Source organism: Dyadobacter ginsengisoli DSM 21015 (genome assembly GCF_059568735.1).
Window position 1 is genome coordinate 248607 of record NZ_JCANTY010000003.1, and the last position, 17825, is coordinate 266431.

The 17825-nt window shown below is 47.1% G+C and carries 15 protein-coding genes; 6 read left to right on the forward strand and 9 right to left on the reverse strand.

What is annotated here, in order from left to right:
• The first annotated feature begins 109 nt into the window (after window positions 1–109).
• The gene (locus BP71_RS11820; protein ID WP_496379373.1) at window positions 110–625 is read left to right on the forward strand and encodes an ORF6N domain-containing protein; all 516 of its coding nucleotides are present in this window, start codon (window positions 110–112) and stop codon (window positions 623–625) included.
• 5 nt (window positions 626–630) lie between these two features.
• Here the strand turns inward: BP71_RS11820 and BP71_RS11825 are convergent, their stop codons facing one another.
• Window positions 631–1539: a class I SAM-dependent methyltransferase gene (locus BP71_RS11825; RefSeq protein WP_496379375.1), complete on the reverse strand. Its 909-nt coding sequence runs from the start codon at window positions 1537–1539 to the stop codon at window positions 631–633.
• 128 nt (window positions 1540–1667) lie between these two features.
• Between BP71_RS11825 and BP71_RS11830 the strand changes: the two genes are divergently transcribed.
• Complete coding sequence (locus tag BP71_RS11830; RefSeq protein WP_496379377.1) at window positions 1668–2912, forward strand: glycosyltransferase family 4 protein; 1245 nt, start codon at window positions 1668–1670, stop codon at window positions 2910–2912.
• The gene (locus tag BP71_RS11835; protein WP_496379379.1) at window positions 2905–3684 is read left to right on the forward strand and encodes a glycosyltransferase family 2 protein; all 780 of its coding nucleotides are present in this window, start codon (window positions 2905–2907) and stop codon (window positions 3682–3684) included. The genes BP71_RS11830 and BP71_RS11835 overlap by 8 nt, the downstream gene beginning before the upstream one ends.
• Before the next feature lie 2 nt (window positions 3685–3686).
• Here BP71_RS11835 and BP71_RS11840 read toward each other — a convergent pair whose 3' ends face one another.
• The 5 genes from BP71_RS11840 to BP71_RS11860 form a co-directional block, all read right to left on the reverse strand.
• Window positions 3687–4991, reverse strand: a complete 1305-nt coding sequence (locus BP71_RS11840; RefSeq protein ID WP_496379380.1) for a DUF4302 domain-containing protein — start codon at window positions 4989–4991, stop codon at window positions 3687–3689.
• A gap of 6 nt (window positions 4992–4997) precedes the next feature.
• Window positions 4998–5930 (reverse strand): zinc-binding metallopeptidase, encoded by a 933-nt coding sequence (locus BP71_RS11845; RefSeq protein ID WP_496379382.1) that lies wholly within the window; start codon window positions 5928–5930, stop codon window positions 4998–5000.
• A gap of 12 nt (window positions 5931–5942) precedes the next feature.
• Window positions 5943–7409, reverse strand: a complete 1467-nt coding sequence (locus BP71_RS11850) for a RagB/SusD family nutrient uptake outer membrane protein (RefSeq protein ID WP_496379384.1) — start codon at window positions 7407–7409, stop codon at window positions 5943–5945.
• A gap of 25 nt (window positions 7410–7434) precedes the next feature.
• On the reverse strand, window positions 7435–10785 hold the full coding sequence (locus BP71_RS11855) for a SusC/RagA family TonB-linked outer membrane protein (RefSeq protein ID WP_496379386.1): 3351 nt from the start codon (window positions 10783–10785) through the stop codon (window positions 7435–7437).
• Between the two features lie 284 nt (window positions 10786–11069).
• Window positions 11070–11657 carry a precorrin-2 dehydrogenase/sirohydrochlorin ferrochelatase family protein gene (locus BP71_RS11860; RefSeq protein WP_496379388.1) on the reverse strand — a complete coding sequence of 196 codons (588 nt, stop codon included), beginning with the start codon at window positions 11655–11657 and terminating at the stop codon, window positions 11070–11072.
• 109 nt (window positions 11658–11766) lie between these two features.
• On the opposite strand from BP71_RS11860, the gene BP71_RS11865 reads away from it, so the two are divergent.
• Window positions 11767–13719 carry an ABC-F family ATP-binding cassette domain-containing protein gene (locus BP71_RS11865; protein ID WP_496379390.1) on the forward strand — a complete coding sequence of 651 codons (1953 nt, stop codon included), beginning with the start codon at window positions 11767–11769 and terminating at the stop codon, window positions 13717–13719.
• A 47-nt stretch (window positions 13720–13766) separates the two neighbouring features.
• On the opposite strand, the gene BP71_RS11870 is transcribed toward BP71_RS11865, so the two are convergent.
• Window positions 13767–14327, reverse strand: a complete 561-nt coding sequence (locus tag BP71_RS11870) for a Uma2 family endonuclease (protein WP_496379392.1) — start codon at window positions 14325–14327, stop codon at window positions 13767–13769.
• A gap of 118 nt (window positions 14328–14445) precedes the next feature.
• On the opposite strand from BP71_RS11870, the gene BP71_RS11875 reads away from it, so the two are divergent.
• Window positions 14446–15726: a type IX secretion system plug protein gene (locus BP71_RS11875; RefSeq protein WP_496379394.1), complete on the forward strand. Its 1281-nt coding sequence runs from the start codon at window positions 14446–14448 to the stop codon at window positions 15724–15726.
• A 12-nt stretch (window positions 15727–15738) separates the two neighbouring features.
• Window positions 15739–16134, forward strand: a complete 396-nt coding sequence (locus BP71_RS11880) for a hypothetical protein (protein ID WP_496379396.1) — start codon at window positions 15739–15741, stop codon at window positions 16132–16134.
• A 58-nt stretch (window positions 16135–16192) separates the two neighbouring features.
• On the opposite strand, the gene ychF is transcribed toward BP71_RS11880, so the two are convergent.
• Both ychF and BP71_RS11890 read right to left on the reverse strand, forming a co-directional pair.
• Entirely contained in the window at window positions 16193–17293 is a 1101-nt protein-coding gene (gene ychF, locus BP71_RS11885; RefSeq protein ID WP_496379398.1) for a redox-regulated ATPase YchF, read from the reverse strand.
• 161 nt (window positions 17294–17454) lie between these two features.
• Window positions 17455–17802, reverse strand: a complete 348-nt coding sequence (locus BP71_RS11890; RefSeq protein ID WP_496379400.1) for a DUF3276 family protein — start codon at window positions 17800–17802, stop codon at window positions 17455–17457.
• Window positions 17803–17825: the final 23 nt, after the last annotated feature.

The following is a 17825-nucleotide window of genomic DNA, read 5'->3' on the forward strand; positions in this document are numbered from 1 at the left end:
TAAAACTAGGCATATTTCGCCCTACCAAAAAATTACCGATGAATGTGTGACCAACCGCCGATTTGTACGTATTGCTTGAAAGCAGTTACAAGATTCCCGTCCCAAAATTATGGAACTACTGGTCATAGAAAACAAAGTTTTCACGCTGCGCGCCTACAAAGTCATGCTGGATTTCGACCTCGCCGCTTTGTACGAGATTCAAACCAAAGCATTAAAACAGGCTGTCAGAAGAAACATGGAGCGCTTCCCCAGCGATTTTATGTTCGAACTCACCAGGGAAGAACACCTTTCTCTAAGGTCACAAATTGTGACCTTAGAGAAAGGACGTGGTCAATACAGCAAATACGCACCGTTCGCATTTACAGAACAAGGCGTCGCGATGCTTTCCAGCGTGCTCAGTAGCTACAAGGCATTACAGGTCAATATCACCATGATGCGTGCATTTGTGTCGATCCGTCAGCATTATCTCGATTCAAAGGAATTAAAAGAAAGAATCGAAAAACTGGAAGATGAAATGCAAATCAAGTTCAACGACATTCACCAGGCGTTAAGCTTTCTGCTTTCTCCTCCACAACCAGAACGGGACGCAATAGGTTTTAAGCGACTAAGTAGGTCGTCTGAATAACAATGTTATCTTGCGTAAGGATTAGGCGGGAAAATATGGACCTGAAAACCTTCCTGTTGCATGGCTTTCATGACCTGATCCGAAGGAAGTGTCTTGAAAATAACCGCACACAGAACCTGTGACGGCATAATTGACGCCCAGGTAAGAAAGTTATGAAATCCAAGCTTTCGTTTGAGTTTCCGAAAGGCGGGCGAAGAATCATCCGCTTTTTCACGACCGTAAGAGGGATGATAGTAATTATTATTGATTCCCTTAAATGCAACTGCCGGAAGCCCCATTCCATTGGCCAGTTTGTCCATCTCCCGTTCGGAAAGTTTGAACACGTAGTTCCCGACGGTCTCGAATGAATAACGATTTTTCCAATACTTCTGCAAGGCCTTCGTATCCCAACGGTCGAAGATATTCCTTAATGCGAGCAAAAAAGGCATTTTCGAAATCGGGTCGTGCGGTTCGACCAGGATAATCGCTTCACGGGCAACGCGGAGCATTTCGTAGACACCCAGATACGGCCTTGGGAAATGGTGATAAGCTTCTTTACAAAACACATAGTCGAAACTATTATCCTCAAAAGTTAGCCGCTCGACATTCTCAACCGAATATTTTTCAATAAATCCTCTCGACTTCGACAATGGCAAAAAAGTACCGGCTATGTCAGTGGCTGTCACATCGAGCCCTTTCCGAAAAAAATAGTTCGCATCGAAACCATATCCATCCCCGACCGTCAGCCACGATTTCTGTTCTCCCACAAACGGATCCGTGAGTTCGAGCATGCGCTTGTGGATCCAGTGGTTAATGGTCTGATGCTTATTGTCATACTCCCACAACTCAATGGCTCGATCCTTCGCCTCCTGGGTCGCATACTGCAATTCATACCATTCCGAATGCGCCTCGTGGCTTCGTTTTTCGCTCGACATGTTCTCGGGTTACTTATTTTGCGATAAAGATAGTTTCCCCGAATAAAAATTATTTAAAGCCTTAACTATTAATTTTACTTTGCCGGAATCTACATCCCGCAAAAACACAAGTTATCGACAACGATCAAATGGTGCTTCAACTAAGTACTTTTCATTGGGAAGGAGGCGCCGGAGTTGCCGCGGCAAGGTTGCACCAGGCACTTCTGAAGACAGGGGTCGACTCACAACTGATGGTTTCGAAAGTATCAGCTCCCGGAGAAAGCACAACTAGTGTGGCAGACAGTCCATGGAAGGAAAAAATCGCCTGGGCGAATTTTGTTTCCGAACGCTTGCAGTTCCTTCCCAACGAGCGGGATGCAACAATAAGATTTGCTTTTTCCCCAGCCTTGGCGGGCACTGACATTAGCGAACATCCTTTGGTGAAACAAGCCAGCATTATCCACTTACATTGGATCAATTTTGGTTTTCTGTCTTTGGAAGATCTTGAGAAACTGTTTGCACTCGGAAAACCTGTGATCTGGACACTTCACGACCTGTGGACCTTCACCGGTGGCTGTCACTATAACCGGGGCTGTGACAATTACCTTTCGCATTGCCGGTATTGTCCATATCTCCGAAGTCCGGGAGAGTACGACATTTCTTTCGATCAATTTGAAAAGAAGCGCTTAATCTACGAAAATACTTCACTCACGCTTGTTTCGCCAAGTGGCTGGCTCGATCATCAGGTCAAAAAGGCAACTTTGACGCGCGACATGGCTTCTCTTTCGATACCAAACTGTATCGATACGGATTTGTTCAAACCCACCAATACCGGGGAGGCGAGAATAGCATTAGGATTACCTTCTGATAAAAAACTTATCCTGTTCGCAGGTGCAAACACGCAGGACCCCCGCAAAGGCTTCAGTTACTTTCAGCAGGCGCTGGCTAAGTTGGATATCCCCGATCTGGAAGTCATGATCTTCGGAAAGGGCCGGGCCGAAAATTTTGAGCAAATGCCGGTAAACGTTCATTTCCTGGGAAAGATCACCGATCCGGCGCAAATGGTGAATGCCTACAACGCAGCAGACATGATCGTTGTCCCTTCCCTGGAAGACAACCTGCCCAATACCGTCATGGAAGCTATGTCCTGCGGCACCCCCGCCGTGGGATTTGACACAGGGGGAATCCCCGAAATGATCGATCACCTGGATAACGGCTTTGTGTCCGTTGCGAGATCGGCAGAATCGATTGCAGAGGGAGTCAGATGGGTTTTCGAACAAAACAGCAATCATTCTGTTTCCCGGAAAGCCCGCGAAAAGGCTTTGAGATCCTATTCGGAGAAAGTCGTGGCAACCCGTTATTCCCAACTATACCAAACCGTGCTGCATGGATAACCCGCCGCTCCTTACCATCATAACTGTCACATTCAATGCGGAGCAGTTTCTTGAACGCACTCTCAAAAGTGCTGAAAAAGCTTTCACTCATGTAAAAAATCCGGCGGAAGTCGAGTATCTGATCATCGACGGAGGTTCCACAGATCGTACCCTTCATATTGCCGGCCAGTACCCCCATTTCATCTCACGGGTTATCTCTGAAAAAGATAAGGGACTCTATGACGCCATGAATAAAGGGATGACGGTTTCATCCGGCGAATACCTCTGGTTTTTAAATGCCGGTGACGAAGTTTACGATATGGAGGTGCTTGGGAAACTGCTATCAGCAATATCAACCGGTGCGGATGTACTTTACAGCGATGCTATGATGGTCCGCGAAGACGGCACCGAAGTAGGATTGCGGAGCCGGTTTACACCACATAATCTACCCCGACACCTCACCTGGAAGGATTTTTCAATGGGTATGAAAGTTTGCCATCAGGCATTTATTGCCCGCAGGCAAATCGCCCCGCGCTATGACGATCAGAACCTGAGCGCCGATATCGACTGGGAGATTGCTTGCCTCAAAAAAGCTAGGCAGATCCAATTTCTCCCATTTGTTCTCTGCCGCTATCTCCTGGGCGGGGTTTCTGTCAAAAACCATCGCCGATCGTTGAAAGACCGGCTTAAAGTACTCCGAAAGCATTTCGGCTTACTTCCCACCCTTTTAAATCACCTGCTAATCTTCTGGCGAGGCTTCTGGTTTGCCCGGAAAAACGGCAAGTACTGGTAAAATTACTGCCAGCTAATCCAGGCTTTGGCATCCTTGGCACTCACCATATCGTAAGTAGTTTCGGATGTCTGCACAAGGTAAAAACCATTCGTATCGTAGAGCAAAGCCGCTGACTGAACCGCCGGCCCACTATCGGGAACAGGGCCTAATTTGGCATAATCCTTGAAAATAACCCGCCCGTCGGCAGTAAATGTCGCAGGAGCCGGCGCATGCGCGTAAATCAGATTCAGCGCATCTCCGTCGTAGAAAACAGGCCCGAATAAGTCATAACGGGAGTCAGCGCCTGGCTGGTAGATATAAAAGACATATTCGGATTCTTCGTATTTAAGGTCTTTGACTTTGAATGCATCATCAACCCCGTTTACATGGAATGCATCCCTGGTCCGCCAGTCGCCACCCGATTCGATAGGTGTTTGCCACCATCTTTTGGCCGCCGCCAGGTCAACTGACAGTGGTTTAACCGCGCTCGTGACGATTCCGCTCGCCCCGCCTCCGCTCAATCCCACCTGGACTGTATTGGCATTCCAGGTTATATTGCTGAAACCTGTGATTGTCTGCGAACCGTTCACCAGCGGCGAAATGAAAACAACGCCGGCTGTCGTAAAATAGTAGCCGGTAGTGAAAGTCTTCGGAGTACTGCCATTTAGCCAGGTCATCTTAATCGTTCTGTCTGTCTGGTTCACCGTGACTTCGTAGGTAACACCGCCAAGCGTTACTCGCTTGAAATAGGTCTGGTACTTGGCAATATTGTTGAACAAAAGTCCCTTCGCCATATCGCCATTGGTATACGCCGTCGCCTGAGCCTGGGTAGCTTTGGTCAGCACCAGGCGGCTTTGGTTTTTACGTCCAACCAGGGTAATTACGTCGGTTTTGACCGAGTCGGGAAAAATTGTGAACTCGAAATCCGATTTCAGTCCCTCACCGCGTACTCCATTATTCACTTCGTCATCCGGATCGGATAATATGTGCAAATATGAATAGGTGTCGAAGATCAGCACCGGGGTTTGAACCGCTTTCAGCCGATAGCTACTCTCTTTTGCCTTGGCGGCCGCATCGGCAGAGAAGTCAGAGAACATCGTTACCCGGTTTTTATCATTAAACTTGAAATAAAACCCGTAGCTGCCGCCGCCGCCAGGATAGATAATGGCGTTCCATCCGTAAGGCGCTTCCACGAGTTGCTTTTCATATGACGCCAATGCTGCGTTCAGACGTACATCCGCAGATTCTTCAAAAACCGTATCGTCGCTGTTCTCACAAGAAAAGAAAACAGTGGTCAGAAACAGCAGGTATAAAAAAGATCTCTTCATCTGGCATTAAAAAAGTTTATTCATCGAAGTCCTCACCTTCTTCTGGAGACTGTAAAAATCAATTTTCCAGGTGTTTTTGTAATAAGCCACAATAATAGCCTCTTTTTGTCTCAAAGACGCCTGTGCCTGGGCTTTTGTGACTCCACGCGGACTGGTGCCCTCGGGAATCGAGTTCACCAGCTTGTCAAATCCGGCGCGCCCTTCTGTAAGCATCATTGCGATCATCTCCACGAAATCCTCATCGAAGTTGAGCGAGCTATATGCGGTGATAAAACCATCTCGCCGTGCGTCGGCATCAGACCAGTTGATCCAGTTACCACCCTGGTATAACGACTTGGTAATATTTTTGTATTCGACTGGGTAAAGCTGCGTCTGATGCAGGATATGTCCGAATTCGTGGTGGATAGTATGCAAAAACCAATCTTTCACAAAAGAAGAATCGCGGGCCGCATTGTAACCTTCCATTCCTTTGATCTTGAACAAATTCACACCATACAGAATAACCTTGCGTCCGCCCTCCGCGGTTCCAAGGGTGATCGAGCCTTCCGCATTATATTCGTTACTTCCCGAAAGAATGAAGAACTTTGGGGAATACTTGTTATAAAAAACCTTTCCCGCCTCCTCGACATAAGGCATAGTCCAGGCTTTTTTGACAGTGCTGAGGAGCGGAACCACCTGGGATTCGTCAGGTGGTACAAGTGTTTTGGTGATGTTCGCAAATTCGAACTGATCCCATTTGTACTTCGCCGAAATATTATAAGGTTTAGTGAGACTGTCGAGTATCCACTGGTCCACCGGCCCCTTTACCCAATCGTCCCCGCCTAGCCCGGAGATATCGTCTACATTGCCCAGGTCATCCTCTTTACACGCCGATAGCGTTACACCGAACAGCAGTGAAGCGAAAACGTATTTCAGAACAGGTTTAAATAATATTTTCATGGTTTTAAACGCCTACCGGCTATTTTGTTCTATACCTGATATTGAGGCAGACTGTGGAATCTGAAGTATCCTGCGCGGGTCGCCGGCAGGTACCGATATGACTGCCCCGGCCTTGGTCGTATGCGTAACGGGAATACCGTAGCGCTGCATGTCAAACCAACGCATCCCTTCCTGTACAAATTCTACCCGTTTGAAAGCCAGGACGGTGTTAACAATGCCATTTCTCAAAGTACCGCCAAAATAACGGTTGATGCTGTTCGCAGTCACTACGTCCGTAGCGGAATCGTAGTTGCTTACCCTTTTGCTGACGAACACGTTGAGGTCTGCAAGGCAGGCTGCTGTATTGTTGAGAAAAGCGTTGGCCTCTATCCGGTTGAAAAGCACCTCTTCTGCCGTGAAAGCCGGTAGCATGACGTAGGGCAATCCGATTTCCGCATTCACCGACTCACGAACAAAATATTCGTTCAGTTTCGGGATCAGGTAGTTGTTATCACCCTGAGTATAGAGCGGATAATCCCAGCTTGCATTTCCTGCGATAATACCCTCGCTGGCCGAAATTTCCTGCCATTTGGCGTAGTTCATGCCGTAACGGTAAGTCGCGACATAACGTCCGTAGGTAGAAGACGTTTCGATCAGCAGCAGGTTTGCATTTTGCGACGCCCGCGAATATATATTGTACAACTCGGCAGGCGACAGACTGGAATAAGTGGTGTTCCAGGGTCTCAGATTTTCCGCAAAGTTGCCACTTGGAAAAACTTCATTGGCATATTGAACCACCTTTTTATAATCCCTTTTTACAAGGTAAAAACGACTGGCAAAGGCATTGGCCGCTGCACGATTGAAATGGTATTTTGGAACTGTGTAGGAACCGTCGCTGATCAGCGGAAGACCTTCCAGAAGATCTTTTTCGATCATCTGGTATACGTAGGCTACCGTTTTTCGTTCGTATTTCTTGATCACAATGTCTTCCGGCTCGGTTACATAAGGTATACCGGGATCCGTGTTGGGTTGTTGTGGATCAAAGAATTTGCAATAGTAATTAACGAGCATGAAATGTGCATAGGCCCTTGCCAGCAAAGCCTCCCCTTTCTGCGCCGAATATTCGTCCGGATCGGACACCTTGCTAATGATATCCAACGCTTCATTAGCCACCGACACCGCTCGGTAGCATTCAGCCCAATATTGATCGGGTGAATCCTGCTGGTCTACCGTGGCCTCCACTACTTCAAAAAGAAATGAGCCGCGGTTAGTTCTGTCATCCGTGCCGGTTCCCTTGTCGGCCACATTGTCGCTCATGCCTTCCGCAAACACCAGATAGTTACCTTGCGGATAGGCCGTCGTCAATAACTGCGAAACTTTTTTCGGCGTGTTGATTATCGCCCGGGTGCTGTCCGGCTCTTTGGAGAGGAAGTCCTCACACCCGCCCAGGATGAGAACCGGCACGATCAGCAATATCTTTTTTAAAGTCTTGATGCCCATATCTGAAAAATATATCTTCCTCTCGTTACAATGTCAATTTCAATGCAACCGTAAACTGTTTTTGAATAGGCTGCGCCACACCACCGGAGTTAAAAAATTCCGGATCTTGTCCTTTCAACTTCTTATCCGAATAAATCAGCCATGGGTTAATGGATGAAACCTGTACACTTGCAGCCTTGAACCCGTATCGCGCAATAACCGGCAGTGGTAATTTATACGACAACGATATTGATTTCAGACGTATAAAATCACCCTTGGCCACGCGTTCGGTTGAATAGTTATAAATATTGTATGGATAAGTGCCAGCCAGATATTGCAGCCATAGTTGATCACTTATCTGGGGGGTAGCAGGAAACTTCTCGTCGCCTGGAATTACCCATCTGTCGAGAAACTCCTTCGGCATTGCGTCCAGGTCACTGAAAGCACCACGGAACGATGGGTTCAGACGAATCTTGTTCCCGGCCTGGTACGTAAAAAACACATTCAGTGCCAATCCCTTATATGTGAGCGTATTATTAAAGCCGCCGGTAAACGGTGGATCCACAGGGCCCTCATATTTCAGATATTTAATGTTTTGATCCTGCAAATACACATCAGAGCTCGTTTCTCCATTCTCATTTACGAAAATGGGTACGCCGTTGACCGGGTTAAGTGCTTCGTAGTCAATCGAAAAAAGACTACGCACCGGCTTGCCCTGAATATTGGCGCCCTCCGCCTTCACAAGGTCAAATATGCCGGGACTATTATCCACATTCGTAATAAGTGTACGCGCATATCCGAATGTAATGCGTGAACGAAAATCCCAATCCCTGTTCTTGAACAACACGCCATCCACGGAAAAATCGACTCCATGCGACTGCATGTCCGCATAATTGGCAATTTTATAAATCTGTCCGCCGATACCCGAGGTTTTGATCTGGTCAATCAGGTCAAAGCTGTTGCGGATGTAGCCATCCAGCGTAAAGTTGATCCGGTTAGCGAAAAGTCCCACATCCAACCCCAGGTTTCCGCTATACAATTTCTCCCAGGTAAGTTCAGTATTTTGCAGCGATGCCAGTTCAATCGCTGACTCTTTCTCGTCAGCGTAAGGTCGACGCGTTATAATACTCTGGAGCAAAACAGCCGCATTGGTTGCAGGGCCAGTATCGGCGGAGAGACCATAGCTCAGGCGAAGGCGTCCCATACTCAGCCATTTGAAACGTTTCAGGAAATTCTCGCGGTCGAAGTTCCAGGACCCTGCAATGGTATAAGTAGGCAGCCACCGTGCAATGACAGACTTTCCGAAGCGGTTCGAACCGTCGTAACGCACATAGCCGGTAAGATTGTACTTGTCGTCGAGCGTATACCCCAGACTACCGTAGAATGCCGCGAAACGCTCATAATCCATCCGCATTCCGTAGTATTGGAAGTTAGTCTCAATTGTCTGTTTCAGGATCCGGTAATCCACAAAGGGTGTTCCTCCCTGTTCGTATTGGAAACCGTATCCTGTATTATTGGAATTCTGACGGTTGGTGAACTTGATCTCCTGTCCCACCAGCACATTGGCCTCATGCCGCTCCGCGAACTTTCTGTTATAACGCAGGTTGTTTCTGACGTTATAAAAAAGCATCTGGTCCTCATTGCGGTTGTAGAAACCACCGCTCGGCAACACCACCACAGGATAAGCATTTGGCACATCGGGATCTGTATACAAGTATTTGTTGGCCAAAGCAATTGTGGAGTTCTCCGCAGCCCGGTAAGCATTGGCCATATTGCTTTTCTCCGTGATCATATGCTCCCGTCCGGTCTGGATGTAGCGCAGTGCACCCAGGAAATCGTAGGTAAAGTGATCGGTGATCTTATAGGATACGTTCCCCTGCAATTTGATATCTGCCAGCGTCAGGCTGATCTTATTGTTTTCAAGCTCCGAAATGATATTGAATGGGGCAAAATTCCTTCTGAAAAATTCCAGATTGCCATTCTCATCATAAGGAGTCAGCGTACGGCTGGTGTTCAATGCGTAGCTGAACGGATTAATGTCAAAATCTCTGTCGTACTTACCCTCCACCGGGTTGCTTCTTCTGCTCAGTGAGCCAGGAGCCTGCTGTCTTCTTACCGACGCCAGAGTAGTCAGCCCGATGGTGAGCCGATCGGAGAGCTGGTAAGTATTGTTAAAATTCAACGTGTAACGTTTGACCTTATCCGCAATCGTCCAGCCGTTATCGTCCAGATAACTTACCGAAGCGTAAGAACTTGATTTGTCCGTGCCGAATGATACGCTCAGAGAGTGCTCATGGATGAAGTTCTGTTTGAAAAGCACGTCAAACCAGTCCGTATTTGCTTTAGCATAACCGAGTAGAAAATTCCGCTTGGCCTCGGGCGTGTTCTCCAATGGAAAATTACCTTGTGCATCCCCGGTCATGAGGTTGTACATTTTGCCATAAACACCATAGTCCGGTTTGGAAAGAACGCTCGAGGTGAGATACCCTTCCCGTTCCAGTTGCCCGAGCACCGACATTTGCTGAGCCGAATTCATAATATTGAAATTGCGATACGATGGCACCAGTTGGGTACTGAAATTACCGGAATAGGTAATTACCGGCTTCCCGCTCTTTCCTTTTTTGGTCGTGATCACAATCACTCCGTTCATCGCACGGGCGCCATACAATGCAGCTGCCGCCGCATCTTTCAAAATGTCGAATGTCTCGATGTCATTGGGGTTCAGCCCGGCCACAGCCGATCCGAGCAGTGTAGTAGGGTCCCCACTGGAAAGCTGGTCATTGGAAATGTTCACAATGTCTTCCTGTACTACCCCATCTATTACCCAAAGCGGCTTGTTAGCTCCGTTCAGCGAAGTCGCTCCACGAATCCTGATCTTAGGCGCCGCTCCGAAGGTCCCGGAAACGTTCTGGATCGAAACGCCCGCAGCACGCCCTTCGAGCATCCGGCTAACATCCGGCAGCCCGTCGATTTTGACGTCATCCGTTTTGAGTGTTACCGCCGATCCCGTAAACTTATCTTTATTAATTTGTTGAAAACCGGTCACAACCACGTCCTGCAAGCCTACGGCATCTTCCACGAGTTCGATACTCATGCTGCGGGCTGCCTTCACTTCTTTGGGCAAAAAACCGATCATGGTGATCACCAATGTGGCATTGTCATTCACACCCTGCAACACAAATTCCCCCTTCTCATTGGTGACGGTTCCTTTTTGCAGACCTTTAACCCTAACGGTAGAACCGATCAGTGGTTCGCCGGTACTGCTTTTGACCACGCCTTTGACATCGATATCGGCAGCGAATGCAAGGGAAGAAAAAGGAGGAGCAGACAGAAAAAAGACACCCAGGAGCAACACCATCAGCCGACTCAGGCCACTGATCCGATAGAAAAGATTCATATAAATAAGTATAAGTCTAACCCCAAATAACTGCCCGTCCGCCCGAAGCGGCTTTAAAAATTAATAAATTCAATAATACATATTATCGCAGTAAAAGCGAAAACATTCTACTGCAAGCGGTGACAAAATTTATCCCCTACCAATCTCACAAAAAACAAAAGAATATATCCAATACGCGCAGGATGCCGGTACTGTGGATGGGTGCGGCACAATTTCAACAAATTATCTTTCTAAAAACAGCCGGTAACCGCATTTTATTGTTTTAGAAAGCGATTTCGGCCTGTTCACGAAGCATCTTTTTTCTTTTCTGTCAAAACCGAAGTGATTCGGTTCAGTTCGTCCACTTTGAATGCGAAGTCCCCTTTTAACATCTCGCGCACCGCACGGAGCTGTTCCATGGCGGTTTCCAGATTGTCGGGAAGCGCTTCACCGAGGACTTCTTTCAGTCGTTTGGCGAGCGTCGGCGACATCCCGTTTGTGGAAATGGCTACCTTAAGATTCCCTTTTCTGACCACTGATGAAAGATAAAAATCACAGATATCAGGTGTATCGGCCACATTGACAAGCAGGTGCCGGGCTCGGGCGGCCTCCGAAATCCGCTTGTTCTCCTCTTTATCATTGGTTGCCACAATCACCAGGTCTTTTTCCGCGAGATCATGTTCTGCAAACCTTCGCACAATTAGATTTATTCGTGAATTGATCCCGGCAAGAGTACGAATTTCCTCCCTGATTTCGGGCGCCACCAAGGTTATGCGCGCAAGCGGCGAATTATCCAGAACAGCTGTAATTTTTTCCAAACCAACATTGCCTCCGCCCACAATGAGCGTGTGCAGGTTTTCAAGTTTCAGGAATATGGGGAAGAGATTGTTCATTGACCAAATTTACATAATTAACCTATTCAAACCGCCGCAGCTAGTCGTCTTTATAACTATTCCAACATTACACTTTTTGTATCTGCTTCTTTCCCCGTACCTTTGCGCCATGATCGCGATTACCAACCTCAGCTATTTCCTGGGCGACCGTGCATTGTACGACAGCGCCTCTCTGCATATCAAGCCAAAACAAAAGATCGGACTCATCGGACTGAATGGTACCGGTAAGTCAACACTGCTGCGTATGATCAACGGAGAGTTTCAGCCTGACGGCGGACATATCTCCAAATCAGGCGACTGCACCATCGGGTTCCTCAACCAGGATTTGCTTTCCTACCAGAGCGATGATTCCATCCTTTCGGTGGCGATGCAGGCCTTTGAAAGACAGAATCTGTTGCAGGTGCAAATGGATAAGATCTTGCACGATATGGAGCACAACTACACGGATGCGCTCGTGGATAAGCTGGCGCGCGTGCAGGATGAGTTTGAGGCACTCGACGGATACACAGTTCAATCAAAGGCAGAAGCTATTCTGGAAGGTCTGGGTTTTGTGACGGATGATCTGCATCGCCCTTTGAGACTGTTTTCCGGAGGATGGCGGATGCGTGTGATGCTGGCCAAACTGCTTTTACAGAAGCCGTCCCTACTGATGCTCGATGAGCCTACCAACCACTTGGACCTACCGTCCATTCAATGGGTGGAAAAATATGTGCAGAGCTACGAAGGTGCAGTGATCGTGGTTTCTCACGACCGGCAATTCCTTGACAACACTATCGATACAACCGTGGAAGTTTCGGGCGGAAAACTGAATTACTATGCTGGAAATTATTCCTATTACCTGGAAGAAAAAGCACTCCGCAACGATATTCAGCGTGGAGCCTATGAAAACCAGCAAGCCAAAATCCGTCAGACCGAGCGTTTTATCGAACGATTCAAAGCGAAAGCGACTAAGTCACGTCAGGTGCAGAGCCGTGTGAAGGCCTTGGACAGAATGGACATCGTGGATGAGGTTCTGGATGAGAATGCAAAAGTTCATTTCCGTTTCCAGTTTACCACCCAACCAGGCAGGCATGTATTTCAGCTGGAAGACGCTTCCAAAGCTTATGGTGATAAGGTCATTCTCGAAGGCACCAACATCAGCATGGAACGTGGCGATAAGATTGCACTCATCGGGGCCAACGGACGTGGTAAATCCACAGTACTGCGTGTAGTAGCCGGAACAGAGCCCATTGAAGGCAAACGAAGGCTCGGACACAACGTATCCTTCACATTTTATGCCCAGCACCAGCTTGAATCCCTGAATATTCAGCACAACCTGATCGAAGAATTAAAATATGCTAATCCTACCAAAACGGAAACCGAGCTCAGAACAGTACTAGGGTGCTTTCTTTTCACGGGGGATGATGTTTTCAAAAAAATCAAGGTGCTTTCCGGGGGGGAAAAATCGCGGGTGGCGTTGGCGAAGGTATTACTTTCACAAGCCAACTTCCTGCTGCTCGATGAGCCTACCAACCACCTGGATATGCAATCGGTAAATATCCTGATCCAGGCGTTGCAACAATATGAAGGCAGCTATATCGTAGTATCCCACGACCGTTACTTCGTCGAGAACATCGCAAACAAGATCTGGTACATCGAAGATCATGAGATCAAGGAATATCCCGGAACTTATGAAGAATACGAAATCTGGGTGGAAGAAAGGGGGTTGCAGTCAGCGGTGAGTGACAAAGCTGTCGTCAGCAGCGCACCGCCGCAAAAGAATGCACTGCCTGCCAGCAATGCCAGTGCGGGCAAAAACAATGGTAAGGACATTTCCAACGAAAGTGCCCAAAAGCTAAAAAAGGCGAGAAAGCAGATTGAAGAGCTGGAAGACACAATTAACAACCTGGAAGTCAGGAAAACAGAAACCGAAGCCAAGCTGTCTGATCCTAAAATATACAACGATTCGGTAGCATTAGCTGAAATGAACCGGTTTTATACGGACATCAAGCAAAAGCTCGAACAAAGTACTGAAGACTGGGAAAACTTGATGCTGGAAGTGGAAGAGCTTTCAGGAAAATAGCAGTAACGTGAGAGGGAGTCGGAAAAGCTCCCTCTTTTCATTCAAGTTTATCCCAATAAACCTTCGGTCTGCCTGTAAATGTCAGCCATTTTCAGTGACAGGCCAATCTGTCCGATTTCGATGCTTCCTTCAATGTCATATGCCGTGGAGGCAAGGTACCAGACGCCATTCTCCCCTTTCCGGTAAACATCAGCACCAACTTTTTGCGAATCAACCAGAACATACTCTGTTAGCGTCCGTATGCTGCGATACAAATGGAACTTTTCACCCCGGTCATACGCAACTGTACCAGGCGAAAGCACCTCAAAAATCACAGACGGGTTTAACAATGTGTCTGTTTTTTCATCCAGGAATTCAAGTTTGCCGCAAGTAATCAATACGTCTGGATAGGTATACAAAGTGTTTTCAGGAATATGGATACGCATGTCACGGGAAAAGCTCTGACACGATTTTCCGCGTAACGCTATGTAGACCTCTCCTGATAAATTTTCCGTGATCCGGTTATGATTCCGACCGGCCCCTGCCATGGCAAATAGCTCGCCGCGATAGTACTCACTCTTGTACTCCGCTTCGCGTTCCAATTCAAGATATTCCTGTTCTGAATACATTTTGATCGCCTGAGTTGTCACAGTTCCTATCAAAAATAGTTAATAATGTTCAAATCACATTTTGTTAACTATACGTACCTTACATTAAAAAGTAACGTTACATTCTTAAAATTCCACTATGCGTTTTGTACTTCTGATAAGCCTGTTTCTGTGTTATTCAATCGCTTACGCGCAGCCCCAGGGCCTTCGTCTGGAAGACTACATTTACAACGAAAAGATCAGGACAGTACTGCTCTATCCGGCTATCGATGAACCGGATAACCCAAGACGACTTCTTACACCGGCAATCAGTCCACTGAATAATCCGGCACCCCTAGTGTTGGAATTCGATGATCTTTCCGGGCAATTTGACGGATACCGCGCGAAAATCATTCACTGCAATGCCGACTGGACCAAATCCAACCTGAATGACATCGAATTCACTTACGAATTCAATGAATATCCGATCAATACTTACGATCAGTCATTTAGCACCAAAGTGCCGTATTTTCACTACCGGTTTGAACTACCCAAATTGAAACTGCCCGGCAACTACGTGATCTACGTCTATTCCGACCGCGACCGGAAACTTATGTTCAGCCGAAGGTTTATGCATTATCAGCCGCGTGTAAACATCACTGCGCAGGCACGTTTTTCCCAGGGTATCCAACAGCAGTTTTCCGACCAGCAGATCGATTTTTCCGTTGATTACAAAGGCTACCAGCTGAATGCACCGCAATCTGATCTGAAAGTGGTGCTTCGTAAAAACTTCCGCTGGGATCAGGCAAAGTCCGGTTTCAAACCCACGAATGTGCGTCCGTTTGACCAGGTCCTTGAATACACCTTCTTCGATCTGGAAAACACTTTCCCGGGCGGCAACGAATTCAGGTATTTTGACAGCCGCTCATTAACCGGACGCGGCTATGGCATCACAGAAATAGAGCGTTCCGACGACTTCACAAAACTCTTCCTCTTCACCGACAAATCCAGGGCTAACGGCGCATATGTCCAGATAGATGATTTCAATGGCCAGTACATCGTGGATCAGCGGGAATCCGGCCGGGGAAGTGTCGAAGCGGATTACACACCTGTTGTTTTTACACTCAAGACCGAGGAAGACCCCGAAGCGGTATATTATGTCAATGGAGCATTTAATCTGTGGCAGCTCACCGACCGGAACAAAATGACTTACAATCCTGATACGCAAGCCTATGAAGTGGAAATATTGGTCAAGCAGGGAGTGATCAATTACGATTACACGGTCGTTAAAGGAAACCAAAAGCCTGATGAATCTTATTTGGAAGGGAATTATGCCACTACTGAAAACGACTACGATATATTGATCTATCATCGTCCGCCGGCTGGCCGGGCCGATCTCCTCGTCGGCTACCGCACCGTGGAATGGAACCGGCGGCGTTAAACACTTAACGTTATGAAATCATCGACCAACAGCGTTTACCTCACATCAAACATCTCTATCACCAATGATGAGGAATATATTATCGATTGCCTGGTCGATCGCGATGAAATGCCTTCCAATTTTGATATGAGCCATGTGATCAGTTTTTATATCAAAACGGACCTATACCTCGTGTTGTATTTTCCCCAGCTTGAAGATCGCGGCTTCCAGATGTACGTGATTGAAGACTTTTCACAAAACATCGACGACCTGGTATTCCTCCGCGAAATGTTTATGCAGCTGATCAATGAAGGGCACAATCCCGAGCTTTTAAAAAAGGCACATTACAGGGTGGATTCGATCCTGCACATGGCTAAGACCTTGCGGGCGGTAATCTATAAGGATGCGCCCGATTATTACGAAGATTAGCACAAAATCAAAACGAGCGGCAGGAGCCGCTCGTTTTGATTTAAAATAACCTGATCGGTCAGACATTGAAACGGAAATGCATAATATCACCGTCCGCAACAACATACTCTTTTCCTTCGACAGCCATCTTCCCTACTTCCTTCACACCAGCCTCTGTTTTATATTGCTCGTAATCGGCGATTTTGATTACCTCGGCACGAATAAATCCTTTTTCAAAATCACTATGGATCACACCCGCAGCCTGTGGTGCTTTCCATCCTTTCACGATCGTCCAGGCACGAACTTCCTTCACACCGGCGGTGAAGTAGGTAATAAGGTTCAATAACGCATAGGACGCTTTGATCAATTTGCTCAACCCCGACTCCTGCAATCCATATTCGCTCAGGAACATTTCATGCTCTTCCGGATCTTCGATCTCCGAAATCTGAGACTCGATGGCGGCACAAAGAACGATCACATCAGCACCTTCGTGTTTTACTGCCTCTCTCAGCTTCTCGGAATATTCATTTCCCGTTAGCATCGACCCTTCATCCACATTCGCCACATATAAAACAGGCTTGGCGGTCAACAACTGCAGATCACCTATCACCGACTCCTTCGTTTCGGCATCGATTTCAAGGCTCCGTGCATTCCTTCCTTCTTCGAGCGTCGTTTTGTACTTTTTCAGCCATTCCAGTTCAACTTTGGCTTTGGCATCACCTGCACGTGCACCTTTTTCCGTCTTCTGGATCTTCTTTTCGATCGATTCAAGATCTTTCAGTTGTAATTCGGCATCGATGATCTCCTTATCAAAAACAGGATCGACACGTCCCTCCACGTGGACTACATTATCGTCTGCAAAGCAACGCACCACGTGTACGATCGCATCCACCTCGCGGATGTTGGCTAAAAACTTATTTCCCAAACCAGCCCCTTGACTTGCGCCTTTTACTAACCCGGCAATGTCCACAAACTCGATAATCGTTGGGATCACCTTTTGCGGATTCACTAGTTTGGTAAGTGTATCCAAACGCTCATCCGGAACGGTCACCACCCCAACGTTGGGTTCTATAGTACAGAAAGGATAATTGGCTGCTTCGGCTTTGCCGGTAGAAATGGCATTAAAAAGGGTGGATTTCCCAACATTCGGCAATCCCACAATCCCACATTGAAGACTCATATATAAAAGGTAAGCATTGAAGGGCAACGCATCCGTAACGCTAAACGCAAAGAATGCCCGCCTGCTGAATAATAATTTTGGCAAAATTACTATTTAGCGGGTACAAAAACCAAAAGCCTTCGTAATCAATTGCGAAGGCTTCTTTTCATTATCTTAATTTCTTAATCCCACTTAAGGTCCGACTCTCCTACCACATCTACCTCGTCCCCTTTGGATTCAAATTGTGAGAAGTCAACCTCTGGCATCAACTCTGTTTTCACGTGATCTACCGCTTCCTTCAGAGCATCCACGAACTTATCAAAGTCCTCTTTGTACAAAAACATCTTATGTTTCTCATACGTAAACCCGTCTCCTTGCGGATGACGACGGCTTTCTGTGATCGTAAGATAGTAATCGTTAGATCGCGTAGAGCGAACATCGAAGAAGTAAGTCCGTTTTCCCGCCCTGACCCTTTTGGAGTAGATTTGCTCTCTGTCTTCCACTATGTTTAGTTTTAAATAGGTTTCCAAACGCTAAAATATAAAGTTTATTG